The organism is Pseudoxanthomonas fibrivorans, assembly GCF_041464125.1.
GTDB lineage: Bacteria > Pseudomonadota > Gammaproteobacteria > Xanthomonadales > Xanthomonadaceae > Pseudoxanthomonas.
On record NZ_JBGNUG010000002.1, the window covers coordinates 322,593 to 347,393 of the forward strand.

Genomic DNA, 24,801 nt, shown 5'->3' on the forward strand with positions numbered 1-24,801 from the left:
TCCCGACCGGACCCGAGCACACCCGCATGTCCAACGCCGTACCCGTGCTGCGCGAGCCCGATGCGCTGCCGCAGCCCTACCTGCTGTTCCTGGGCGACACGACCGAACCGGGCTACGCCAAGACCGCGTTCGGCCTGCGCGACTGGGCGGGCGAGCGCTGCGTCGGCGAATACGCCTGCGCGGGCGCGTCGGTCAGCACGGGGCTGCCCGCCATGACCCCGGCCCAGGCACGGCTGGCGGGCGCGAGGGCGATGGTGATCGGCGTGGCCAACCCGGGCGGGCGCATTCCCGGCGCATGGCTGCCGCTGCTGATCGAAGCGCTGCAGGCCGGGCTCGACCTCGTCGGCGGCATGCACGCGCGCCTGTCCGGGATCGAGTCGCTGCGCAATGTCGCCCTGGCCCACGGCCGCCGCCTGATCGACGTGCGCGAACCGCCGCCCGGCCTGCCGGTCGCCAGCGGCCGCAAGCGCAGCGGCAAGCGCCTGCTGACCGTCGGCACGGACTGCGCGCTGGGCAAGAAGTACACGGCCCTCGCCCTGGCCCGTGCGTTCCGCTCGCGCGGGCTGGACGCGGATTTCCGCGCCAGTGGCCAGACCGGCATCCTGATCGCCGGCGAAGGCATCCCGATGGACGCGGTGGTCGCCGACTTCGCCGCCGGTGCGGCCGAGCTGCTCTCGCCGGATGCCGAACCGGGCCACTGGGACGTGATCGAAGGGCAGGGTTCGCTGTCGCACCCGGCCTACGCCGGCGTGTCGCTGGCGCTGCTGCACGGCAGCCAGCCCGACGTGGTCGTGGTCTGCCACGCGCACGGACGCGAGCACGTGCTGGGCCATCCGCACTACCGGCTGCCGACGCTGGAGGACACCATCGACCTGGCCCTGCGCCTCGGGTCGCGCACCAACCCCGCGATCCGGTGCGCGGGAGTCAGCCTGAACACCGCAGGTCTGGACGAGGCCGAGGCGCAGCGGGCGATGGGGGAGATCGCCGCGCGCCTCGGCCTGCACGTGGCCGATCCCATGCGCGGCGGCGAGCCGTTCGCGCGCCTGGTCGACGCCTGCCTGGCATGAGGCCGTCCGGCGCGTTCCAGCGCTACCTGCTGCCGGGCTTCGTGTTCCAGGCCGCGGTGATCGCCGGCGGCTACGCCACCGGGCGCGAACTGGTCGAGTTCTTCCTGCCGGCCGGGCCGTGGGGCGGCCTGCTCGGCATGGCGGTCAGCATGGCGGTGTGGAGCGTGGTGCTGATGCTCAGCTTCGAGCTGGCGCGGATCGCGCGTGCCTACGACTATCGCGCGTTCTTCCGGGTGCTGCTCGGCCGCGGCTGGTTCGCCTTCGAGGTCGGCTACGTGCTGCTGATGCTGGTGATCATGGCGGTGATGGGCGCCGCGGCCGGGGAGATCGCCCACAGCCTGTTCGGTTTGCCCAGGCTGGCCGGATCGCTGGCGATGATCGCCGCCACCGGAGCGCTGCTCTTCTTCGGCACGGCGGCGATCGAACGTTTCCTGGTCGCCTCTGTGGGCTACCTCTACCTGGTCTACCTGGTGTTCGTGGTCTGGTGCCTGGCCGCGTTCGGCGACCGCATCGAGGCCAACTTCGCGTCGATCCCGGTGGGTGGCAACTGGTTCATGGCGGGCGTCACCTACGCGGGATACAACGTCGCCACCATTCCGGCCGTGCTGTTCTGCGTGCGCCACTTCGGCGGCCGCCGCGACGCGCTGGTCGCCGGCGCGCTGGCGGGGCCGCTGGGCATGCTGCCGGGCGTGGTGTTCTTCATCGCCATGGCCGGCTACGTCACCGAGGTCGCCGACCAGGCGCTGCCCTCGGCGTTCCTGCTGGCCAAGCTGCAGGCGCCCTGGTTCGAATGGGCCTTCCAGCTCGCGGTCATGCTGACCTTGGTCGACACCGGCGTGGCCCTGCTGCACGCGATCAACGAGCGGGTGGCGAACGCCTGGGAGGAGCGCGGACGCGCCATGCCGCGGTCGCTGCGCCCCGCGCTTGCGGTGGTGGTGATGCTGGTGGCGGTGTACGCGGCCACCGCGGTCGGCCTGGTGGACCTGGTCGCCAAGGGTTACGGCACCCTGACCTGGTACTTCCTGGCCATCTACGTGCTGCCGCTGCTGACCTGGGGCGTGTGGCTGCTGTGGCGCCGGCGCGTGCAGGCGTCGCCGGCACCGGTTTCGTGAGAGGAGATCGAACATGGGCATGAGCTCGCGGTTCCTGCGCAGCGCCGCCTGCGCGTGGTTGCTGTCCGTGGCCGCCGGCGCGGGCGCCGCGACCGGCACGATGCCTGCCGGCTTCGACCAGCGGGTCGCCGAGGCGATGCGCTCGCGCGACGTCCCGGGCATGGCGATCGCGGTGGTCAAGGGCGGGGAGATCGTGCACGCGCGCGGGTACGGCGTGCGCCGCCTGGGCGGCGCCGAGCCGGTCGACGCGGACACGATCTTCCCCACCGGCTCGACCGGGAAGGCGGTGACCGCCGCGGCGCTGGCGATCCTGGTCGACGACGGCAAGCTCGGCTGGGACGACAAGGTCGCCGACCACCTGCCGGACTTCCGGATGTACGACCCCTGGGTCACCCGCGAGATGACCGTGCGCGACCTGCTGCTCCACCGCAGCGGGCTGGCCCTGGGTGCGGGCGACCTGCTGTTCATCCCGCGCACCTCGCGCAGCCGTGCCGACATCGTCCGCGCGCTGCGCCACATCAAGCCGGCGACCAGCTTCCGCAGCGGCTACGCCTACGACAACATCCTCTACATCGTCGCCGGCGAGCTGGTGTCCCAGGTCAGCGGGCAGCCATGGGAGCGCTTCGTGCGCGAGCGCATCTTCGTCCCGATGGGCATGAAGACCGCGGTCAGCGACGAGAAGGACCGCTTCGCCACCGCCAACCGGGTGCAGCCGCACGCGCGGCTGGACCCGCGCCTGCGCGGCCTGGGCGAACAGCAGGTGCTGCCCGAGCGCGAGGGCCTGGGCCAGGTGGGCGCGCCGGCCGGCGGCCTGTCGTGGAGCGCGAACGATTTCGCGCGCTGGATGCAGCTGCAGCTGGGACAGGGCGTGGTGCCGGGCAGCGATGGCGGCAAGCGCCTGTACGGGGAGGCCTCCGCGAACGAGATGTGGACCCCGCAGGTGCCGGTGCCGATCCGCCCGTACCCGGCGCCGATCAGCGACATCACCCCGCAGTTCTCCGGCTACGCGCTCGGCTGGAACGTGCAGGACTACCGCGGGGTGAAGGTCATCCAGCACGGCGGTGCGGTGTTCGGCGTGCTGGCCTTCGTCGTGCTGGTGCCGGAACACGACCTGGGCATCGCGCTGATGATCAACTCCGAAGACGTTGACGTGCAGCGGGGCCTCGGCTTCGAGCTGCTCGACCACTACCTGGGCTTCGAGCCGCGCGACTGGGTCGCGGCGTTCTCGACCTGGAACCGCGAGCGCCTGGCCGGCGGCCTCGCCGCGCTGGAAGGCGCGGGCAAGGCTTCGCGCAAGGCGTCGCGGCCCTCGTTGCCGGCCGCGGGCTATGCCGGCGACTATGCCGACGCCTGGTACGGGCCGATCGCGGTCGCCGAACGCGATGGCAAGCTGCGGATCGACTTCAGGCAGACGCCGGACATGGCCGGCACCTTGAGCCACTGGCAGTACGACACCTTCCGCGCCGACTGGGACGACGCCTCGATCGAGCCGGCCTACGTGACCTTCGCCCTGGACGCGGACGGCAAGGTCGAACGGATCACGATGAAGGCGGTCTCGCCGCTCGCCGACTTCAGCTACGACTACCAGGACCTGCTGTTCCAGCCGAAGACGGCGGAGTAGCGCGCGCGGTCGAACCCCGGAACGAAGACGCCGCCCCGGGGCGGCGTCTTCGCGTGCGCGTCCCGCGGCCGCGGCCTCAGTACACGCCCTGCGCCAGCATCGCGTCGGCGACCTTGACGAAGCCGGCGATGTTGGCGCCGTCCACGTAGTTGACGCTGCCGTCGCGGCGCCGGCCATGGCGCACGCAGTGGCCGTGGATGTCCTTCATGATCGCGTGCAGCCGCTCGTCCACCTCGGCGTGGTGCCAGGACATGCGGATCGCGTTCTGCGACATCTCCAGGCCCGAGGTCGCCACGCCGCCGGCATTGGACGCCTTGCCCGGCGCGTACAGCGTGCCGGACTCGAGGAACACGTCCACCGCCTCGAGGGTCGAGGGCATGTTCGCGCCCTCGGCCACGCAGAACACGCCGTTCTTCACCAGGGTGCGTGCGTCGTCGGCGTCCAGTTCGTTCTGGGTGGCGCAGGGCAGGGCGATCTCGGCCGGGATGTGCCAGGGCCGGCGGCCGGGCAGGTAATCGAAGCGCGGATCCTCGCCCAGTTCGGCCAGGCGCCCGCGGCGCACGTTCTTCAGCCGGGCGACCTGCTCGATCGCCTCGGCATCGAAGCCGTCGCGCGCGTACAGGGTGCCGTCCGAATCGCTGAAGGTCAGCACCTTGCCGCCGAGGTCGCTGGCCTTGGCGGCGGCGAACTGGGCCACGTTGCCGGAGCCGGAGACCAGCACGCGCGCGCCGCGGGTCGGCCGGCCGGCGTGGTGCAGCATCTGCTCGACGAAGTACACCGTGCCGAAGCCGGTGGCTTCCGGACGCATCAGGCTGCCGCCGTAGGCCACGCCCTTGCCGGTGAACACGCAGCCGGCCTGGTTGGAGAGCTTCTTCATCATGCCGGCCATGTAGCCCACTTCGCGCGCGCCCACGCCGATGTCGCCGGCGGGCACGTCCGTGTCCGGGCCCAGGTGCCGGTACAGCTCCAGCATCAGCGCCTGGCAGAAGCGCATGACCTCGCCGTCGCTCTTCCCCTTCGGGTCGAAATCCGCGCCGCCCTTGCCGCCGCCCATCGGCAGCGTGGTCAATGCGTTCTTGAACGTCTGCTCGAACGCCAGGAACTTGAGGATCGACAGGTTCACCGACGGATGGAAGCGCATGCCGCCCTTGTACGGGCCGATCGCCGAGCTGTGCTGCACGCGGAAGGCGCGGTTGACCTGGACCTGGCCGCGGTCGTCGACCCAGCTCACCCGGAACTGCAGCACGCGCTCGGGTTCGGCCAGGCGCTCGAGCAGGCCATCGCGGGCGTACTCCGGATGCCGTTCCAGGAACGGCCAGAGGCTGGCGGTGACTTCCCGGACCGCCTGCAGGAATTCCGGCTGGCCCGGATCGCGGCGTTGCAGGCGGTCCAGGAAGGCGTCTCTGGAGGCTGGCACGTGTTCGTTCCCGTGGTGCGGTGGTAGGGGCGGTGCGGCGGGCTTCAGCCCAGCCGCTCGATCACGGCCTGCGCGGCCTGTGCGGTGCCCACCGCCTGCCCGGCCGGGGCCAGGTCGGCGGTGAACACCCTCGCGTCCAGGGCGGCGGAAACGGCCGCCTCGATCGCCGACGCTTCCGTCTCCAGGCGCAGCGAATGGCGCAGCAGCAGGGCCGCGCTGAGGATGGTCGCGTAGGGGTTGGCGATGCCCTTGCCGGCGATGTCCGGGGCCGACCCGTGGATCGGTTCGTAGATGCCGACCTTGCCGTCGCCCAGCGACGCCGAAGCCAGCAGGCCCAGCGAACCGGCCAGCATCGAGGCCTCGTCGGTGAGGATGTCGCCGAACATGTTCTCGGTGACGATGACGTCGTAGGCGCGCGGCTTGGACAGCAGGTGCATGGCCATCGAGTCCACCAGCTGGTGCTCGACGGTCACGTCCGGGAATTCCTCGCGCATGATCCGGCTGGTCACGTCGCGCCACAGCCGCGAGGTTTCCAGCACGTTGGCCTTGTCCACCGAGGTGAGGTGGCCGCGGCGCTGGCGGGCCAGGCGGGCCGCGCTGCGCACGACGCGCTCGACCTCGGCCACGGTGTAGCGGCACAGGTCGGTGGCATCGCTCTCGCTGCGGGTCTTGTCGCCGAAGTAGATGCCGCCGGTCAGTTCGCGCACGACCATGATGTCCACGCCGGCGAGCAGCTCCGCCTTGATCGGGGAGGCGCCCAGCGCGGCCGCATGCGGGGCCACCGGGCGCAGGTTGGCGAACAGGCCGAGCCCCTTGCGGATCGCCAGCAGGCCCTGTTCCGGCCGGACCGCGGCATTGGGGTCGGACCACTTCGGGCCACCGACTGCGCCGAGCAGGATCGCGTCGGCCTTCTTCGCCGCTTGCAGGGTCGCCTCCGGCAGCGGCACGCCGTGCCGGTCGATGGCGATGCCGCCGATGTCGTGCTCCTCGAAGGCGAACGTGTGGCCGTGGCGCGCGGCGACGGCTTCGAGCACGGGCAGGGTGGCGGAGACGATCTCCGGACCGATGCCGTCACCGGGCAGGACGACGATGTTGGCGTGCATGGGGCCTCGTTGGTGGTGGGAAGGGGAACCGCGCGGGCGCTCAGCCCGCCGGCGTGGCCGTATCGTCCGGCGCGGCCGCGTCGCGTTCGCCGGCGGCCGGCGACGGCGTCGCGGCGCCGTTGTGCGGATAGGGCGTGTCGGACAGGCGGCGGGCGAGCGCGCGGTTCACGGCGGCGTCGAAGGTCAGCGCGGCGGCCTGGGTGGTGTCGGCGAGGGGCATCGGCAACGGTTCCTGCGGTGGACGCGCGGCGGCGTCCGCATGTGGGTGGTTGGGAAGGCGGCGACCGGCCGGCGACGCGACCGGGACGGCGACGGGAGGCCCGTCGCCGGGTGTCGTGCAAGGCGCATGCCGCGGCCGGTCAGGCGGTGGCGAGCTGCTCGCCTGCCGTCGCCCCGCGACGCTGGCGCAGCAGCCGGTTGGCCACGTCCAGCCAGGCCAGCGCGCTGGCCTCGATGATGTCGCGGCTGGTGCCGGTGCCTTCGTACTCGGCCTCGCCGTGGCGCACGCTGAGGCTGGCCTCGCCGCGCGCGTCGGCGCCCAGGCCGACGCTGTGCACGCGGTAGCTCTCCAGCGCCAGGCGCACGCCGGTGGCCGCCGACAGCGCGGCGAACAGCGCGTCCACCGGACCGTCGCCCTCGGCGCTCTCCAGCACGCGGCTGCCATCCGGGTCGGACAGCTCGACCGTGGCGATCGCGCGCTGGCCGCGGTCGCTGACCGTCATCGAGGCCAGCCGGTAGCCCTCGGCGTCGCCGGTGTCCTGCATCAGCGCCTGCAGGTCGGCGTCGGTGACCACGCGCTGCTGTTCGCACAGCGCCTTGAAGTCGGTGAAGACGTGGTCCAGCTCGCCGTCTTCCAGGTAGTAGCCGAGCGCGCGCAGGCGCTGCTCGACCGCGGCGCGTCCGCTGTGCCGGCCCAGGACCATCTGCGTGTCCGGCCAGCCCACGTCCTGCGGGCGCATGATCTCGTAGGTGCCGCGGTGGCGCAGCATGCCGTGCTGGTGGATGCCCGACTCATGGGCGAAGGCGTTGCTGCCGACCACCGCCTTGTTGCGCTGCACGTGCATGCCGATCAGGCGCTGCAGCAGCTGCGAGGTCGGGACCAGCCGGCGCGAATCGATGCCGGTGTCGACGTTGAAGAACGCGCCGCGCACCTTCAGCGCCATCACGATCTCCTCCAGCGCGCAGTTGCCGGCGCGCTCGCCGATGCCGTTGATGGTGCATTCGACCTGGCGGGCGCCGCCCTCGATCGCGGCCAGGGTGTTGGCCACGGCCAGGCCCAGGTCGTTGTGGCAGTGCGCGCTGAAGACCACGTCGCCGGCACCGGGCACGTTGCCGATCAGCCGCTGGAACAGGCCGCGGATCTCCTCCGGCGTGGTGAAGCCGACCGTGTCCGGCACGTTGATGGTCGTGGCGCCGGCGGCGATCGCCGCGCCGACCACCTCGTGCAGGAAGTCCTCCTCGGTGCGGGTGCCGTCCTCGGTGGAGAACTCGATGTCGTCGATGAACTGCCTGGCGTAGGAGATGCTCTCGACCGCCATGTCCAGCACCTGCTGGCGGCTCATGCGCAGCTTGTGCTCGCGGTGCAGCGGGCTGGTCGACACGAACACGTGCAGGCGCGGACGCGCGGCCGCTTCCAGGGCGCGCAGCGAGGTGTCCACGTCGGCGCGCAGGCAGCGCGAGAGCACCGCCAGCACCGGCTCGCGCAGCTCGCGCGCGATCAGCGACATCGCCTCGCGGTCGGACTGGGAGCTGGCCGGGAAGCCGGTCTCGATGATGTCCGCGCCGAGTTCGGAGAGCGCGCGCGCCATCACCAGCTTCTGCGGCGGGGTCATGCTGCAGCCGGGCGACTGCTCGCCGTCGCGCAGGGTGGTATCGAACACCCGGATGCGGGCCGGGGAGACCTGGGGGTGGGCTTGGGACTGGGGCGCGTTCACCAGGTGAACTCCTCTTCGCTGACGGGCTGCGGCGCGGTCGGCGCCGTTGGGGCGGGAATGGTGGATGGGGCGGACAGGGTAGCGGTTGGGCGGCGCTTTTCCAGCGGTCCCGGTCGCGGTTCGGCGGTCCCGTCCGGAATGTTCAGCCCGGCCGTGCGCCGGCGCGGCTTGCGCGGCGCCCGCGGCCGGACCTCGGACAGCAGGGTGGCGAGCCGGGCCGCGTCGATGTTGCCGCCGGAGACCACCGCGCACTTGCGCTTGCCGGCGACGCGGCGGCCGGCCGCCAGGGCCAGGGCGCCGGCGCCCTCGGCGATCAGGTTTTCCTCCAGCGCCAGCCGGACCAGGGTCTCGCGCAGCTCGGCCTCGCGGACGATGACCACGTCGTCGAGCAGGCGCGCGCACAACCGCCGGGTCAGGAAGCCGGGCACCTTGACCCGCACGCCATCCGCCAGGGTACGGGCGGGGTCGATCGCGGCGGTATCGCCCCTGATCGCGCGGGCCATCGAATCCACGCCCTCGACCTGGGCGCCGACCACGCGCACGCCCTGCGACTTCAGCGCCAGCGCCACGCCGGAGGCCAGGCCTCCGCCGCCGATCGGCACGATGACCACGTCGGGCGTGTGCGGGGCGATCTCGATGCCGATCGTGCCCTGGCCGGCGATCACGTCCGGATCGTCGAACGCGGACAGGAAGCGGTAGTCGTTCTGTTCGGCCAGCTGGCGGGCGAAGGCGTAGGCCTCGTCGTAGCTGTCGCCGTGCTGGCGCACGGTCGCGCCCCAGTGGGCGACGCCGGCGATCTTGGTCTCCGGCGCGCCATGCGGCATCACCGTGATCGCCTGCGTGCCCAGCCGGTAGGCCGCCCAGGCGACCCCCTGGGCGTGGTTGCCGGCCGAGGCGCAGATCACCGGCCGCAGGTCGCCGCGTTCGCGCGCGGCCAGCATCGCGTTGAGCGCGCCGCGCACCTTGTACGAACCGGTGCGCTGCAGGTTCTCCAGCTTGAGCATCACGCCGAAGCGCTCGGCATGGTGCATCGGGGTGACCGGCAGGTAGCGGCGCAGCCGCGACTGCGCGGCGAGCACGTCGGCGACGCCGACGTCGCCGACGTCCGGTTCCCCGCTGCCCGGGCTGGCGCTGTCAGGCATCGCCGCGGGCCTTCGGGCGATGGCGAAGAAGGCACCTCCGCACCACGGCCCCCGCGGGGGAGGCCGTGGCGATGGCGGAAGTGGCGGCGCGTGTGTTCACTGCACGGCCCCCTGCACGGTCGCGTCGAGGGGGCCGGCGTCCACGGGGCTGATCTCCACCGACTCGCAGTCGTAGACCTTCTGCAGCTGGCGCTTGAGCGTCTCGGCCGGGCGGCCGCCGTCGACCACCAGCTGCAGGCGCCAGCGCCCGTCGGCGCCGTCGGGGCCGCCGGCGATGGAGCGTGGCGCGAAACCGCGGCGCTCGGTCATCCCGATCACCCGGACCAGCGCGCCCTCCACGGGCTTCAGCACCAGGTCAAGCCGGTAACGCATGCGCGGACTCCGCCTTCTGCTCGTTGGGGTTGGACTCCAGCATCGTGCTGTTGGCCGTGTTCGGCGGCACCAGCGGCCAGACGTTGGCGCGGGCGTCGATCGCCACGTGCAGCAGGCCCGGCCCCGGCGAGGCCAGCAGTTCGGCCAGGGCGTCCTCGACGTCGGCACGCTTGTCGATCCGGGTGGCGGGAATGCCGCACACCCGCGCCAGCGCGGCGAAGTCCGGGTTGTCGGACAGGTCGATCTCGCTGTAGCGCTTGTCGAAGAACAGCTCCTGCCACTGGCGGACCATGCCCAGCGAACTGTTGTCCAGCAGGATCATCTTCACCGGCAGCTTGCAGCGGGCCACGGTGACCAGCTCCTGCACGTTCATCATGAAGCTGCCATCGCCGGAGACCAGCACGACCGGCCGCCCGGGGCAGGCGAACTGCGCACCCAGCGCCGCCGGCAGGCCGAAGCCCATCGTGCCCAGCGCGCCGGACGTCAGGTGGTTGCGCGGATGGCTGAAGCGGCAATGCTGGGCCACCCACATCTGGTGCTGGCCGACGTCGCAGGCGATCACCGCGTCCGGCGACAGCTCGCTCAGGCGCTTGAGCAGCGCCGGCGCGTAGATGTCCTGGCCCGGGGCGTCGTAGCGCGCGGCGTGCTTCTCCCGGTTCTTGGCGCAGCGCCGGCGCCAGTCATCCTGCGCATTGCTGGCGGCCCAGGTGCGCATGCCGGTCAACGCGCGCAGGCCGGATGCGACGTCACCGGGCAGGGCGATGTCGGCGGTGCGCAGCTTGGAGATCTCGTAGGCGTCGGCGTCCAGGTGGATCACGCGCGCGAACGGCGCGAACTCGGCCAGCTTGCCGGTGGCGCGGTCGTCGAAGCGCGCGCCGACCACGACCAGCAGGTCCGATTCCTGCACGGCGATGTTCGCCGCCCGGGTGCCATGCATGCCCAGCATGCCGAGGAACTGCGGATGGTTGCCCGGCAGGGCCCCCAGGCCGCGCAGGGTCAGCACGGTCGGGATGCGGGTGGCGTCGACGAACCGGCGGAACTCGTCCACCGCGTCGGCGATGCCGATGCCGCCGCCGCCGTAGATCACCGGCTTCTCGGCGGCGGCGATCGCGGCGATCGCCTCGGCCAGCGCGGCGTCGGCCGGCGCCGGTTCGGGCGCGACCTCGGCCGGCACGTGCGCAGGCAGGTGTTTCGCGCTGCCGACCTGCACGTCCTTGGGCAGGTCGATCAGCACCGGCCCCGGCCGGCCCTCGCGGGCCAGGCGGAAGGCCTCGGCCAGCACCTGCGGCAGGTCATCGACCTTCCGCACCAGGAAGCTGTGCTTGACGATCGGCATGGTCATGCCGAACACGTCCAGTTCCTGGAACGCGTCGGTGCCCAGCAGCGGCGTGGCGACCTGGCCGGTGATGCAGACCATCGGCACCGAATCCAGCAGCCCGTCGGCGATGCCGGTCACCAGGTTGGACGCCCCCGGGCCGGAGGTGGCCACGCAGACGCCGACCTTGCCGCTGGCGCGGGCGTAACCGTTGGCGGCCAGTGCCGCGCCCTGCTCGTGGCGGACCAGGATGTGGCGCAGGCCGGAATCCACCAGCGCGTCGTAGAACGGCATGATCGCGCCGCCCGGGTAGCCGAAGATCGTGTCCACCCCTTCGGCTTCCAGCGCGTGCGCGACCCAGGCCGCGCCATTGCGCAGCCCGGCCGCCGCTGTCGGGGTGTCGGCGTTCATGCGGCTGCGGTCCTCTTCGTGGTCGCGTCGTCGGTATCCGGCTGGGCGGCGTTGGCCTGCAGCCAGACCATCTTGGCGCGCAGTTCCTTGCCGACCTTCTCGATCGGGTGGTCCTTGTCGGCCTGCTGGAACTTGCGGTAGTTCGGCAGGCCCGCGTCGTACTCGGCCTGCCAGTTGCGGGTGAAGGTGCCGTTCTGGATGTCGGTCAGCACGTCCTTCATGCGCGCCTTGACCGAGGCGTCGATCACCCGCGGGCCGCTGACGAAGTCGCCGTACTGCGCGGTCTCGGAGATGAACTCCAGCATCCGGGTGATGCCGCCTTCGTAGAACAGGTCGACGATCAGCTTCAGCTCGTGCAGGACCTCGTAGTAGGCGATCTCCGGCTGGTAGCCCGCCTCGACCAGCGTCTCGAAGCCGGCCTGGACCAGCGAGGAGGCGCCGCCGCACAGCACGGCCTGCTCGCCGAACAGGTCGGTCTCGGTCTCTTCCTTGAAGGTGGTCTTGATGATGTTGGCGCGGGCGCCGCCCAGGCCGCCGGCGTACTCCAGCGCCAGTTGCTCGGCCTTGCCGGACTTGTCCTGGTAGACCGCATAGATGCACGGTACGCCGCGGCCGATCTCGTACTCGCGGCGGACCAGCGCGCCGGGGCCCTTCGGCGCGACCAGCACCACGTCCAGGTCGGCGCGCGGCTTGATCATGTCGAAGTGCACGTTCAGGCCGTGGGCGAACAGCAGGCAGGCGCCGGGCTTCATGTTCGGGCCGACGGCGTCCTCGTAGACCTTCTTCTGGACCATGTCCGGGGTCAGGATCGCGACCAGGTCGGCGTCCTTGACCGCCTCGGCCGGCGCCTTGACCACGAATCCGTCCGCTTGCGCCTTGGCCTCGGTCGGACCGCCCGGACGCAGGCCGATGGTCACGTCGAAGCCGGAATCGCGCAGGTTCAGCGCATGCGCGCGTCCCTGGCTGCCGTAGCCGACGATCGCGATCTTGGGAGAGGTGCTGCTGGTCATGGCGTGTCCTGTGCGGTTGCGTTGAAGGGGTGGTGCGAAGCGAAGGGGGTGGAATGTGCCGTAAACGATTTGTTTCTGCTGATAATTTCCGGGCGCCGTCGCGGCCAACAAAAAACCCCGCGCCTTTCGGTGCGGGGTTTGCGAATCTGGCGTCCTGTTTCTGCTTACGCGCCGGTTCGTCCCGCACCTGTTGGCGAGGTAATAAGGACGAGGACGACAAGCGACGCCGCGCCGGCGGGCGCGTTGCGGTCGAAGGTCGAGGGCGTGTGGCGACGCAGCATGGATCGGAGGAAAGCACGCCTGTTTGCGGCTTGTCAAGCGATCCGGGCGCGTGCGCTACTGTTGCAGCTGCAACCGTGAAGTCATCGCACAATCGACGCACGATCCGTGCCCGCTTCGCCCCGGCCCGTGCACGCCCGCGCTCCCCCGCGCTCCCCCGCCCGCCGCTTCCGCCCGCGTTCCCATGCCCGACTACCGCTCCAGGACCTCCACCCACGGCCGCAACATGGCCGGCGCGCGCGCGCTGTGGCGCGCCACCGGCATGAAGGACGACGACTTCCACAAGCCGATCGTCGCCATCGCCAACTCGTTCACCCAGTTCGTGCCCGGCCACGTCCACCTCAAGGACCTCGGCCAGCTGGTGGCGCGCGAGGTCGAGCGGGTCGGCGGCGTGGCCAAGGAGTTCAACACGATCGCCGTCGACGACGGCATCGCGATGGGCCACGACGGCATGCTCTACTCGCTGCCCAGCCGCGAGCTGATCGCCGACGCGGTCGAGTACATGGTCAATGCCCATTGCGCCGACGCGCTGGTGTGCATCTCCAACTGCGACAAGATCACCCCCGGCATGCTGATGGCCGCGCTGCGGCTCAACATCCCCACCGTGTTCGTTTCCGGCGGGCCGATGGAGGCGGGCAAGACCCGCCTGGCCGACCACAAGCTGGACCTGATCGACGCGATGGTGATGGCCGCCGACCCCAGCGCCAGCGACGAGCAGGTCGCCGCGGTGGAACGCAGTGCGTGCCCGACCTGCGGTTCGTGCTCGGGCATGTTCACCGCCAACTCGATGAACTGCCTGACCGAGGCGCTGGGCCTGTCGCTGCCGGGCAACGGCACCGTGCTGGCCACCCACGCCGACCGCGAAGCGCTGTTCAGGCGCGCCGGCGTGACCGCGGTCGAGCTGTGCCACCGCTGGTACGGGGCCGAGGACGCCAGCGCGCTGCCGCGCGGCATCGCGACCTTCGCCGCGTTCGAGAACGCGATGACCCTGGACATCGCGATGGGCGGCTCGACCAACACCATCCTGCACCTGCTGGCGGCGGCGCAGGAGGCCGAGGTTCCCTTCGGCATGCGCGACATCGACCGGCTGTCCAAGCGCGTGCCGCAGCTGTGCAAGGTCGCGCCGAACACGCAGAAGTACCACATCGAGGACGTGCACCGCGCCGGCGGGATCATGGCGATCCTGGCCGAACTGGCGCGCGGCGGGCTGCTCGATATCTCGGTGTCGACCGTGCATGAAAAGACGCTGGGCGAAGCGATCGCCAAGTGGGACGTCGCCACCAACGACGACGAAGCGGTGCACACGTTCTTCAAGGCCGGCCCGGCGGGTATCCCGACCCAGGTCGCCTTCAGCCAGGCCACGCGCTGGCCGAGCCTGGACGTCGACCGCGCCGAAGGCTGCATCCGCGACATGGAGCACGCGTTCTCGAAGGAGGGCGGCCTGGCCGTCCTCCACGGCAACATCGCCGTCGACGGCTGCGTGGTGAAGACCGCCGGCGTGGACGAATCGATCCACGTGTTCGAAGGCAGCGCGCGCGTCTACGAAAGCCAGGACGCCGCGGTGAAGGGCATCCTCGCCGACGAGGTGCAGGCCGGCGACGTGGTGGTGATCCGCTACGAAGGGCCGAAGGGCGGGCCGGGCATGCAGGAGATGCTGTACCCGACCAGCTACCTGAAGTCGAAGGGGCTGGGCAAGCAGTGCGCACTGCTCACCGATGGGCGCTTCTCCGGCGGCACTTCGGGCCTGTCGATCGGCCATGCCTCGCCGGAAGCGGCGGCCGGTGGCGCGATCGGCCTGGTCCGCGATGGCGACCGCATCCGCATCGACATCCCCGCGCGCACCATCGACCTGCTGGTGTCCGGGCAGGAACTGGCTGCACGCCGCGTCGCCCAGGACGCCAGGGGCTGGAAGCCCGAGCACCCGCGTCCGCGCAAGGTGACTACCGCGCTGAAGGCCTACGCGTTGCTGGCGACCAGCGCCGACAAGGGAGCGGTGCGCGACAAGGCGCTGCTCGACGGCGTCTGATCGCGTTGGCGCCCGTGCCGCGTTGGCTGCTGGTGCTGGCGGCGCTTGCGTTCCCCCTGCCGCTGCCTGCGGCGGATCCCGGGCCCGCGGCCTGGGTCGTCGCCACCTACGCCTACCCGCAGCGCGACCGCGCGGCGGCGATCCGGCCGCTGGCCGACTACCTGGCCGTGCGTGGCGGCCGCGCGGTGGAGGTGCGCGTGCTGCCGTCGCCGACGGCGCTGGTCGAGGCCCTGCGCCGGGGCGAGGTCGATGTCGCGGTTCCGAACCTGCACGGTTACCTGCAGGCCCGGCCGGGCACGGACGGCATCGTGGCGTTGCCGGTGCCGGCCGTGCCGCCCGCGCAGGCCGACCGCTACCGGTCGGTCATCGTCGCGCGCGCGGAGATCGGGTCGAGTGCAGACTTGCGAAGCCGCGCGGCCGGGTTGCGGCTGGTCCTCGTGGGCCCGGACTCGGCTTCCGGCGGGTTCGTGCCGGCCGCGGAGCTGACGGCGCTGGGGCTGCCTCCCGGCTCCGGGTTCGCCGGATTGGCCTACGCGGGTTCGCACGCGGCGGCGCTGCAGGCGTTGCTCGAAGGGCGCGCCGACGTGGCCGCGCTTGCCGCCGACGTCTACGACGCCGCCCGCGCCGATGGCACGCGCGAGCTGTGGCGCTCCGCGCCGATCCCGCCGGGGCCGCTGCTGTGCCACGGCAGGGATGGCGTGCCCTGCGATGCCATCGTCGGCTGGCTGCTGGAAGCGCATGGCCGGGATCCGGCGGTCATGGCGGCTCTGCGCGCCGGCTGGCCCGAATTCGGCGATGCGGAGGCATTCACGCTGCCGCCGCCCCTGGGGCTGCCCGCGGCCGAATGACCCCGCGAACCGCTCCGCGTGCGCCGTTGGCGTAATCTGGCGCGGGCTCCGGGACGGGGATCGGCCGATGGCGCACCACGATGCGAAGGATGGGCGGGCCGCGCTGGCGGCCGCACTGCTGGCCGGGCTGCTGGCCGGCTGCACGGGACTGGGGCCGGCCCGGGTCGGGATCGACCGCACCGACTACACCGAGCGCCTCCGGCAGAGCGAGAAGGAGCAGCTGCTGACCAACATCGTCGCGCTGCGCTATGGCGACCCGCCGATGTTCCTCGGCGTCAGTTCGGTGATCAGCCAGTACACGCGCGAGAGTTCGGGCGAGCTGCATGCCGCGATCGCGCCGGCGGTGGACAACGACGGCGGCTCCATCGGCGGCGCGGTGGTCCTGCGCGAGACGCCGACGGTGACCTACACGCCGGTGACCGGCGAGCGTTTTTCCCGGCACCTGCTCGCGCCGCTGCCGCCGGCCGCGGTGCTGGCGATGATGGAGGCCGGCTGGGCCTCGGACCTGCTGTTCCCGCTGGCGGTGCGTTCGATCAACGGCGTCGGCAACACCAGCCGCGCGCCGCTGTTCGAGCAGAAGGCCGACGACGATTTCATGGAGGTCGTCGCCGCGCTGCGCCGGCTGCAGCGCAGCCAGGGCCTGGCGGTGCGGGTGCGGCAGAAGGAGGAAACCTTCTCCGCGCTGGCGCGGGTGCGTCCGGCCCTGAGCGCGCAGGAGCAGGCGGACATCGCCTTCCTCGCCGACCGGCTCGCGATCCAGCGTGGGGTCGGCGAGCTGCGGGTGGTGTTCTCCACCTATGCGCACGACCCGGACGAGCTGGCCATCGCCACCCGCTCGATGTTCGAGATCCTGATGGAACTGGCGCAGGGCGTGGAGGTCGACGGGGCGCCGCCGGCTCCGGGGCCCTCGCTGGTCCGTATCCACAGCGGTGCCGCCGCACCGGCCGACGCGCACGTGGCGGTGCGCTTCCGTGAACGCTGGTACTGGATCGACGGCCGCGACGAGGCCTCCAAGCAGATGTTCCTGATCACCCAGGTGATGCTGTCGATCGCCGACACCGGCGACGGCGCACGCTCGCCGCTGGTCACCATCCCGGCGGGTTGACCGGACCGCGACCGCCGGCAGGGCGCCGGGCACGGGGGATCGGCTATCTTTCGGCGATCCCGTCCCTGTCTTCCGCCATGTCCGTGCTCCGCCGTTCCCTGCTGTGCGCCGCGCTGCTGCTGCCCGCCGCCGCTTCCGCCGCCGACCGCGTCACCGGCGAACTGTTCGCCACCCGCTCGGAGGTCATCGCGCCGCACGCGATGGCCGCCACCTCGCACCCGCTGGCCACCCAGGTCGCGCTGGACGTGATGAAGCAGGGGGGCAGCGCCGTCGATGCGGCGATCGCCGCCAACGCCGCGCTCGGCCTGATGGAGCCGACCGGCAATGGCATCGGCGGCGACCTGTTCGCGATCGTGTGGGACCCGAAGACGAAGAAGCTCTACGGCTACAACGGTTCGGGCCGTTCGCCGAAGTCGCTGACCCTGGCCGAATTCCAGCGCCGCGGCCTGAAGGACATCCCGCCGACCGGCCCGCTGCCGGTCTCGGTGCCGGGGGCGGTCGATGGCTGGTTCGCGCTGCATGGCCGCTTCGGCCGGCTGCCGATGGCCGACACCCTGGCGCCGGCGATCCGTTACGCACGCGAGGGTCACCCGGTGCACGAGGTGATCGCGTACTACTGGGACCGTTCGGTGCCGCGCCTGTCGCAGTACCCGGGCTTCAGCGAGCAGTTCACGATCGACGGCCGCGCCCCGCGCAAGGGCGAGCTGTGGAAGAACCCGAACCTGGCCGACACCCTGCAGAAGATCGCCGAAGGCGGCCGCGACGCGTTCTACAAGGGCGACATCGCCCGCACCATCGACGCCTACTTCCGCGCCAACGGCGGCTTCCTCTCCTACGAGGACCTGGCCGCCCACCAGGGCGAGTGGGTCGAGCCGGTGTCCACGAACTACCGCGGCTACGACGTGTGGGAGCTGCCGCCCAACAGCCAGGGCATCGCCGCACTGCAGATGCTCAACGTGCTCGAGGGCTACGACTTCTCGAAGATCGCCTTCGGCTCGCCCGAGCACGTGCACCTGTTCGTGGAGGCCAAGAAGCTGGCCTTCGCCGATCGCGCCCGGTTCTACGCCGATCCGGCGTTCCAGCCGGCGCCGGTGGCCCGGCTGGTGTCGAAGGAGTACGCCGCGCAGCGCCGCCAGCTGGTGTCGATGGACAAGGCCCTGCGCGAGGTGCAGCCGGGCACGCCGAAGCAGCTGGAAGAGGGCGACACCATCTATCTCACCACCGCCGACTCGGACGGCATGATGGTCTCGCTGATCCAGTCCAACTACCGCGGCATGGGCAGCGGAATGGCGCCGCCGGGGCTGGGCTTCATCCTGCAGGACCGCGGCGAGATGTTCGTCCTCCAGGAAGGGCATCCGAACGCCTACGCGCCGGGCAAACGCCCCTTCCAGACCATCATCCCGGCCTTCATCACCCGGGACGGAAAGCCGTGGGTGAGCTTCGGCGTGATGGGCGGGGCGATGCAGCCGCAGGGGCACGTGCAGATCGTGATGAACCTGGTCGACTTCGGCATGAACCTGCAGGAAGCCGGCGACGCACCGCGCATCCAGCACGAGGGCTCGACCGAGCCGACCGGGCAGGCCACCGCGATGGGCGACGGCGGCGAGGTCAACCTCGAAACGGGATTCCCGTACGAGACCGTGCGCGCGCTGATGCGCAAGGGCCATCGCATCGTCTTCGCCGACGGCCCCTACGGCGGCTACCAGGCGATCCTGCGCGACCCGGAGACCGGCGTGTACTTCGGCGCATCGGAGAGCCGCAAGGACGGGCAGGCCGCGGGCTACTGAGCGGGGATGGCGCTGCGGGAATAGGAGTTATGCGCTGGCAACATGCGTTTTGCCGGCGCCGAAGCGCGTGTAAGGTGCGTCGCATCCGTGTGTGACCACGGCTGACGGACAAGGATCGAACCCATGCACGTGCCTGCCCTGCGATCGAGCGGCTCCGGCCGCCTCGCCCTGATCGGTGCGCTGGCCCTGTCCGCGCTGCTGGCGGCGTGTTCCGGAAAGCCCGGATCGGCGGCCGTGCCTGCGGAGACGGCCCACGCGCCCGCGGACGCCACGTCCCCGGCGACGCGATCGGGCTTCGTCCAGGTCGAGGGCACCCGCTTCGTGCTCGACGGCAAGCCGTACCGCTTCGCCGGCGCGAACTTCTGGTACGGCGCCTACCTCGGCGCGCCGGATGGCGTGGGCGACCGCGCGCGGCTGCGTGCGGAGCTCGACCAGCTCAAGGCCGCCGGGATCGACAACCTGCGCGTGCTGGCGATGTCGGAAGCCAGCGGCTTCAAGCGCGGGGTGCGGCCGGCGATCATGGCCGAGCCGGGCACGTACGACGAGCAGCTGCTGGTGGGCCTGGACTACCTGCTGGCGGAGATGGCCGCACGCGACATGAAGGCGGTGCTCTACCTCAACAACTTCTGGCAGTGGTCGGGCGGCATGTCGCAGTACGTGGCCTGGGCCACCGGTGGTTCGGTTTCGGAGCACGACCCTGACCTGACCGGCGACTGGAACGGCTTCATGCAGAACTCGGCGCGCTTCTACGCGCTCCCCGAGGCCCAGGCCTGGTACCGCGACGCGATCCGCACGGTGGTCGGCCGCACCAACAGCATTACCGGCGTGGCCTACGTCGACGATCCGACGGTGATGTCCTGGCAGCTGGCCAACGAGCCGCGCCCGGGCAGCGATGCCGATGGCCGGGCCAACGCCGATGCGTACGTGCGCTGGATCGACGAGACCGCGGGCTTCATCCGCGGACTGGCGCCCAGGCAGCTGGTCAGCACCGGCAGCGAAGGCGAAAAGGGCTCGGCCGGCGACATGGAGCTGTTCATCCGCGCGCACGCCACGCCCAACGTCGACTACCTGACCTTCCACCTGTGGCCGTCCAACTGGAGCTGGATCGACCACAAGGATCCGGCCGCGCGCCTGGAGCCGGGCCTGGCGACCTCATTGGATTACATCGACCGCCACATCGACGTGGCCGGAAAGATGGGCAAGCCGATCGTCCTGTCCGAGTTCGGGCTCAACCGCGACCAGGGTGCGTACGATCCCGCCTCCGGCGTGCAGGCGCGCGACCGCTTCTACCAGGCCATCTACGACCGCGTGCTGGAACGGATGAAGGCCGGCGACGCGATCGCCGGCTCGAACTTCTGGGCCTGGGGTGGTCGCGGCCGGACCGCCAACGCCGACTGGATGTGGAAGGCCGGCGACCCGTTCACCGGCGATCCGCCGCAGGAGGCGCAGGGCCTGTTCTCGCTGTTCGACAGCGACGCCTCGACCCTCGGGATCGTGTCCCGCCACGCCCGGGCGGTGCGCGCGGTGCCCTAGCCGCCGGCCGGGCTATTCCTCCGGGGCCGCGCCGCGGCCGCCCTCCGGGCCGTACAGCCAGCGCTCCAGCGCATGGCGCATGCGCCGTTCGCGGCGTCGGCGCACCTGCTGGGCGTGGGACAGGGTCCGGTGCAGGGCCAGGATCACCAGCGCCATCAGCAGCGCGAACGGCAGCGCCGAGACGGTCACCAGGCCCTGCAGCGCATCGAGCCCGCCGGCCAGCAGCAATGCCGCGGCGACCACCGCGATCGCCACCCCCCAGGCCAGCTTGCGCCACGGCGGCGGATCGCCGGCTTCGGTGCCGGACATGCTCGCCAGCACAAGTACCGCCGAGTCGGCCGAGGTGACGAAGAAGATCACCAGCAGGGCCAGCGCGAGGACGCTCATCGCCGTGCCCAGCGGCAGGTGCGCCAGCAGCTCGAACAGCACGTTCTGGTAGCCGGCTTCCAGCGCCGGCTGCAGGTCGATGCCGGAGCGCTGCTGCCACAGGGCGGTGCCACCGAACACCGAGAACCAGAAGAACCCGAGCAGGCTCGGCGCCAGCACCGTGCCGGCGACGAACTGGCGGATCGTGCGCCCGTAGGAGACCCGGGCGATGAAGCTGCCCACGAACGGCGCCCAGGAAATCCACCAGGCCCAGTAGAAGATCGTCCAGTCCGCGACCCACTGGCTGCCGGAGAACGGCGACAGGCGCAGGCTCATGCCGACCAGTTCGTCCAGGTAGCTGCCCAGGGTGGTGGTGAACACGTCGAACAGGTAGGCGGTCGGCCCGAGCACCAGCACCATCGCCAGCAGCAGCGCGGCCAGGGCCAGGTTGAAGTTGCTCAGCCACTTGATCCCGCGGTCCACGCCGCTGAGCGTGGAGGCCATGTACAGGACGAAGGCGACCACGATCACCGTCAGCTGCACGGCCACGCCGCCCTGTACGCCGAACACGCGGGACAGCCCGGCGGTGATCTGCAGCGTGCCGAAGCCCAGCGTGGTCGCGACGCCGATCGCGGTGGCCACCACTGCGGCGATGTCCACGGCATGGCCGACCGCGCCGCGGTGGAAGCGGCCCAGCACCGGCTGCAGCAGGTCGCTGAGCTGGCCGCGGCCGTGCCGGTTGTACTGGAACCAGGCCATCGCCAGTCCGATCAGGGCGTAGATCGCCCACGGATGCAGGCCCCAGTGGAAGAACGCGTAGCGCATCGCGGCGCGCGCCGAGGCCCAGCTCTCCGGCGGCAATCCTTCCGGCGGGGCGAAGTAGTGCGACAGCGGCTCGGCCGCGCCCCAGAACACCAGGCCGATGCCCATGCCGGCGGCGAACAGCATCGACAGCCAGCTGGCCACCGAGAACGCGGGCTCGGCGTCGGGGCCGCCGATGCGCAGCTCCCCGAGCCGGCCGAAGGCCAGGTACAGCATGAAGCCCAGGGTGGCGAACACCACCAGCAGGTACAGCCAGCCGGTGCTGTGGACCATGCCCGCCAGGATCCAGCTGACCGCGTCGTCGAAGCGCGCCGGGGCCATCCCGGCGGCGATGGCCAGCAGGGCGATCAGCAGGAACGAGGCGCGGAAGACCATGGGCCGGCCCGTGGCGGGGGAGGGAGGACTCTAGCAGCGGGCACCCCGGCGGCCGGTGACGGACCGCGACCGGCGGGCGGTCGTGTGGTTCAATAGGCGCCGAAGCGGGGGTACCGCCGGCCAGCCCGGTGGTTGAGACAGACCCTTCGAACCTGACGCGGTTGATACCGCCGTAGGGAAGCTTCGCGACCCGGTTCCTGCGCCAGCGCGCGGACCGGGGCATGCGCCGCCGCTTCGTCCCAGTTGTGCGAATCCCTCGCAGACCCCGCATCGCCGTGCGGGAACGAATAGGACGAAGGCCATGAACGCAGTCCCCGCCTCGCTGATCCAGCAGACCGAGCAGCTTTCCGAATCCGTGACCCGCCCGATCCCGGGCTCGCGCAAGATCCATGTCGAAGGTTCGCGCGCCGATATCCGCGTGCCGATGCGCGAGATCGTGCTGACCCGCACGCCGACCATCTTCGGCGGCGAGGAAAACGCGCCGGTCACCGTCTACGACACGTCCGGCCCGTATACCGACCCGGAGGCGCCGATCGACCTGGCCGCCGGGCTGCCGGCGCTGCGCGCGCAATGGATCGCCGAGCGCGGCGACACCGAGCTGCTGGCCGCGCTGAGTTCCGAGTTCGGCCGTGGCCGCGAGCACGATCCGAAGCTGGCCGCGGTGCGCTTCCCCGGCCGGGTGCTGCCGCGCAAGGCCATCGCCGGCGCCAACGTCACCCAGATGCACTACGCGCGCCGCGGCATCGTCACCCCGGAGATGGAATACGTGGCGATCCGCGAGAACCAGCGCCTGGACGCGGTCCGCGACGCCGGCCTGCTGGCCCAGCACCCGGGCGAGAGCTTCGGCGCGAGCATCCAGAAGATCATCACCCCGGAGTTCGTGCGCGACGAGATCGCGCGCGGCCGCGCGATCCTGCCCAACAACATCAACCACCCGGAAAGCGAGCCGATGATCATCGGCCGCAACTTCCTGACCAAGATCAACGCCAACATCGGCAACTCGGCGGTGTCCTCGGGCATCGCCGAGGAAGTGGAGAAGCTGGTCTGGGCGATCCGCTGGGGCGGCGACACGGTCATGGACCTGTCCACCGGCAAGCACATCCACGAAACGCGCGAGTGGATCATCCGCAACTCGCCGGTGCCGATCGGCACGGTGCCGATCTACCAAGCGCTGGAGAAGGTCGACGGCCGCGCCGAGGAGCTGACCTGGGAGATCTTCCGCGACACCCTGGTCGAGCAGGCCGAGCAGGGGGTGGACTACTTCACCATCCATGCCGGCGTGCTGCTGCGCTACGTGCCGCTCACCGCCAGGCGCGTCACCGGCATCGTGTCCCGCGGCGGCTCGATCCTGGCCAAGTGGTGCCTGGCGCACCACAAGGAGAACTTCCTCTACACGCACTTCGAGGACATCTGCGAAATCATGAAGGCCTACGACGTGGCCTTCTCGCTGGGCGACGGCCTGCGCCCCGGCTGCATTGCAGACGCCAACGACGCGGCCCAGTTCGGCGAACTGGAAACGCTGGGCGAGCTGACCAAGATCGCCTGGAAGCACGACGTGCAGACCATGATCGAAGGCCCCGGCCACGTGCCGATGCAGCTGATCAAGGAGAACATGGACAAGCAGCTGCGCGAGTGCGGCGAGGCGCCGTTCTACACGCTCGGCCCGCTGACGACCGATATCGCACCGGGCTACGACCACATCACCTCGGCGATCGGCGCGGCGATGATCGGCTGGTTCGGCACCGCGATGCTCTGCTACGTCACGCCCAAGGAGCACCTGGGCCTGCCCAACCGCCAGGACGTGCGCGACGGGATCATGGCCTACAGGATCGCCGCCCATGCGGCCGACCTGGCCAAGGGCCATCCGGGCGCGCAGGTGCGCGACAACGCGCTGAGCAAGGCCCGGTTCGAGTTCCGCTGGGAAGACCAGTTCCACCTCGGCCTGGATCCGGAGAAGGCCAAGGAGTTCCACGACGAGACCCTGCCCAAGGACGCGCACAAGCTCGCGCACTTCTGCTCGATGTGCGGACCGCATTTCTGCTCGATGAAGATCACCCAGGACGTGCGCGACTACGCCGCCGAGCACGGCGTCGACGAGCAGGCGGCGCTGGAGGCCGGCATGGCCGAGAAGTCGGCGCAGTTCCTGGAGCAGGGCGCGCAGGTCTACCGGCCGGGGTGAGGCCGGCGGCGGGCCGCCGCGGCCCCTGCCCGCCACGGCGGCGATGCGCTATCGTCCCGCTGTCCGAAACACCGGGGAGCGGCGATGAGCGCAGGCAGCAGCGTGGTCAAGGTGGGCGTCGGCTTCGGCACCGCCCTGGCGATCACCATCTCCTGGACGGCGAACAAGTCGCTGTTCTGGGTGATCGTGCACGGCATCCTCGGCTGGATCTACGTCGTCTACTACGCGCTGTTCAAGCACTTCGGCTGACCGTGCGCGTGTTCTCGCCGCTGCGATGGGTCGTGAGGGCGCGCCGGCACCCGTCGGCGCTGCTGCTTTCGGTGCAGCTGCTCGGCGTGCTGCTGTACCCGGTCATGGAGCAGGCCGCCGCCGGCCGCGCGCTGTTCGGCGCCTTCGGCATCGTCGTCCTGCTGCTGGCGGTCTGGGTGGTCAAGCGCAGCCCGGCGCTGGGCTGGGTGGCGTGGTGCCTGGCGATGCCGGCGGTGCTGCTGTCCATCGCCGCGGCCGTCCTCGGCAAGCCGGCGCTGACGGCGATGTCGCAGGCGCTGGAGAGCCTGCTGTACTTCTACACGGCCGGCAGCCTCACCGCGTACATGCTCGAGGACCACGAGGTCACCCGCGACGAGCTGTACGCTGCCGGCGCGACCTTCACCCTGCTGGCCTGGGCGTTCGCATTCGCGTTCTCGGTCTGCCAGATCGTCAATCCGGGCAGCTTCGACGCCGCCTCCGACCTGCCGCAGCGCACCTGGATGGAACTGCTGTACCTGAGCTTCAGCCTGCTGTCGGGCGTGGGCCTGAGCGACGTGGTGCCGGTGCTGCCTCAGGCGCGCGCGCTGGCCATGCTGGCCCAGTTCGCCGGGGTCATGTACATCGCGCTGGTGGTGTCGCGCCTGATCGGCCTCGCGGTCACCCGGCGGGACCGGCATCCCTCCTGACCGGCACGGGACTGGCTCCCGGCGATTGGCTACCATCCCGGT

At 71.1% G+C, this 24,801-nt stretch carries 20 protein-coding genes and 1 riboswitch; of the genes, 11 read left to right on the plus strand and 9 right to left on the minus strand.

The genetic code is table 11. The features are described 5' to 3' along the window. Nucleotides 1–26: 26 nt before the first annotated feature. The 3 genes from ACA089_RS14945 to ACA089_RS14955 are packed head-to-tail and all read left to right on the plus strand — an operon-like array spanning nucleotide 27 to nucleotide 3,800. Complete coding sequence (locus ACA089_RS14945; RefSeq protein WP_372018307.1) at nucleotides 27–1,067, plus strand: DUF1611 domain-containing protein; 1,041 nt, start codon at nucleotides 27–29, stop codon at nucleotides 1,065–1,067. Further along, on the plus strand, nucleotides 1,064–2,179 hold the full coding sequence (locus ACA089_RS14950) for a YkvI family membrane protein (RefSeq protein ID WP_372018309.1): 1,116 nt from the start codon (nucleotides 1,064–1,066) through the stop codon (nucleotides 2,177–2,179). The genes ACA089_RS14945 and ACA089_RS14950 overlap by 4 nt, the downstream gene beginning before the upstream one ends. 19 nt (nucleotides 2,180–2,198) lie before the next feature. Further along, nucleotides 2,199–3,800, plus strand: coding sequence for a serine hydrolase (locus ACA089_RS14955; protein ID WP_372018312.1), 1,602 nt, complete (start codon nucleotides 2,199–2,201; stop codon nucleotides 3,798–3,800). 76 nt (nucleotides 3,801–3,876) lie between these two features. Here ACA089_RS14955 and gdhA read toward each other — a convergent pair whose 3' ends face one another. The 8 genes from gdhA to ilvC form a co-directional block, all read right to left on the minus strand. Next, complete coding sequence (gdhA, locus tag ACA089_RS14960) at nucleotides 3,877–5,217, minus strand: NADP-specific glutamate dehydrogenase (protein WP_372018314.1); 1,341 nt, start codon at nucleotides 5,215–5,217, stop codon at nucleotides 3,877–3,879. Between the two features lie 44 nt (nucleotides 5,218–5,261). Then, the gene (gene leuB / locus ACA089_RS14965; RefSeq protein ID WP_372018316.1) at nucleotides 5,262–6,320 is read right to left on the minus strand and encodes a 3-isopropylmalate dehydrogenase; all 1,059 of its coding nucleotides are present in this window, start codon (nucleotides 6,318–6,320) and stop codon (nucleotides 5,262–5,264) included. 40 nt (nucleotides 6,321–6,360) lie between these two features. Continuing rightward, on the minus strand, nucleotides 6,361–6,540 hold the full coding sequence (locus ACA089_RS14970) for a hypothetical protein (protein WP_372018318.1): 180 nt from the start codon (nucleotides 6,538–6,540) through the stop codon (nucleotides 6,361–6,363). Between the two features lie 139 nt (nucleotides 6,541–6,679). Then, nucleotides 6,680–8,254 (minus strand): 2-isopropylmalate synthase, encoded by a 1,575-nt coding sequence (locus ACA089_RS14975; RefSeq protein WP_372018321.1) that lies wholly within the window; start codon nucleotides 8,252–8,254, stop codon nucleotides 6,680–6,682. Continuing rightward, complete coding sequence (locus tag ACA089_RS14980; RefSeq protein ID WP_372018323.1) at nucleotides 8,251–9,396, minus strand: threonine dehydratase; 1,146 nt, start codon at nucleotides 9,394–9,396, stop codon at nucleotides 8,251–8,253. The genes ACA089_RS14975 and ACA089_RS14980 overlap by 4 nt, the downstream gene beginning before the upstream one ends. 96 nt (nucleotides 9,397–9,492) lie before the next feature. Then, complete coding sequence (locus ACA089_RS14985; protein WP_372018326.1) at nucleotides 9,493–9,768, minus strand: ACT domain-containing protein; 276 nt, start codon at nucleotides 9,766–9,768, stop codon at nucleotides 9,493–9,495. Beyond that, nucleotides 9,752–11,494 (minus strand): acetolactate synthase 2 catalytic subunit, encoded by a 1,743-nt coding sequence (ilvG, locus tag ACA089_RS14990; protein ID WP_372018329.1) that lies wholly within the window; start codon nucleotides 11,492–11,494, stop codon nucleotides 9,752–9,754. Before ilvG ends, ACA089_RS14985 begins: the two co-directional genes overlap by 17 nt. Beyond that, the gene (ilvC, locus tag ACA089_RS14995) at nucleotides 11,491–12,504 is read right to left on the minus strand and encodes a ketol-acid reductoisomerase (RefSeq protein WP_372018332.1); all 1,014 of its coding nucleotides are present in this window, start codon (nucleotides 12,502–12,504) and stop codon (nucleotides 11,491–11,493) included. The genes ilvG and ilvC overlap by 4 nt, the downstream gene beginning before the upstream one ends. Before the next feature lie 463 nt (nucleotides 12,505–12,967). Between ilvC and ilvD the strand changes: the two genes are divergently transcribed. The 5 genes from ilvD to ACA089_RS15020 all read left to right on the plus strand — a co-directional run bounded on the left by ilvD (nucleotide 12,968) and on the right by ACA089_RS15020 (nucleotide 20,082). Next, nucleotides 12,968–14,809, plus strand: a complete 1,842-nt coding sequence (gene ilvD, locus ACA089_RS15000; protein WP_372018335.1) for a dihydroxy-acid dehydratase — start codon at nucleotides 12,968–12,970, stop codon at nucleotides 14,807–14,809. A 14-nt stretch (nucleotides 14,810–14,823) separates the two neighbouring features. Then, nucleotides 14,824–15,657, plus strand: a complete 834-nt coding sequence (locus ACA089_RS15005) for a phosphate/phosphite/phosphonate ABC transporter substrate-binding protein (protein ID WP_372018338.1) — start codon at nucleotides 14,824–14,826, stop codon at nucleotides 15,655–15,657. A 67-nt stretch (nucleotides 15,658–15,724) separates the two neighbouring features. Next, nucleotides 15,725–16,762 (plus strand): hypothetical protein, encoded by a 1,038-nt coding sequence (locus ACA089_RS15010; RefSeq protein ID WP_372018341.1) that lies wholly within the window; start codon nucleotides 15,725–15,727, stop codon nucleotides 16,760–16,762. 77 nt (nucleotides 16,763–16,839) lie between these two features. Further along, nucleotides 16,840–18,549: a gamma-glutamyltransferase gene (ggt, locus tag ACA089_RS15015; protein ID WP_372018344.1), complete on the plus strand. Its 1,710-nt coding sequence runs from the start codon at nucleotides 16,840–16,842 to the stop codon at nucleotides 18,547–18,549. Nucleotides 18,550–18,672: 123 nt separating this feature from the next. Continuing rightward, nucleotides 18,673–20,082: a glycoside hydrolase 5 family protein gene (locus tag ACA089_RS15020; RefSeq protein ID WP_372018346.1), complete on the plus strand. Its 1,410-nt coding sequence runs from the start codon at nucleotides 18,673–18,675 to the stop codon at nucleotides 20,080–20,082. 12 nt (nucleotides 20,083–20,094) lie between these two features. On the opposite strand, the gene ACA089_RS15025 is transcribed toward ACA089_RS15020, so the two are convergent. Then, entirely contained in the window at nucleotides 20,095–21,645 is a 1,551-nt protein-coding gene (locus ACA089_RS15025; protein WP_372018349.1) for a BCCT family transporter, read from the minus strand. 96 nt (nucleotides 21,646–21,741) lie between these two features. Next, nucleotides 21,742–21,842, plus strand: a riboswitch (TPP riboswitch). A 104-nt stretch (nucleotides 21,843–21,946) separates the two neighbouring features. On the opposite strand from ACA089_RS15025, the gene thiC reads away from it, so the two are divergent. From thiC to ACA089_RS15040, 3 genes are all read left to right on the plus strand, one after another. Beyond that, a complete protein-coding gene (gene thiC / locus ACA089_RS15030) occupies nucleotides 21,947–23,824 on the plus strand; it encodes a phosphomethylpyrimidine synthase ThiC (RefSeq protein WP_372018352.1) in 1,878 nt (625 codons plus the stop codon). Nucleotides 23,825–23,908: 84 nt separating this feature from the next. Next, complete coding sequence (locus tag ACA089_RS15035) at nucleotides 23,909–24,073, plus strand: hypothetical protein (protein WP_372018354.1); 165 nt, start codon at nucleotides 23,909–23,911, stop codon at nucleotides 24,071–24,073. 2 nt (nucleotides 24,074–24,075) lie between these two features. After that, nucleotides 24,076–24,759: an ion channel gene (locus ACA089_RS15040; RefSeq protein WP_372018357.1), complete on the plus strand. Its 684-nt coding sequence runs from the start codon at nucleotides 24,076–24,078 to the stop codon at nucleotides 24,757–24,759. Nucleotides 24,760–24,801: the final 42 nt, after the last annotated feature.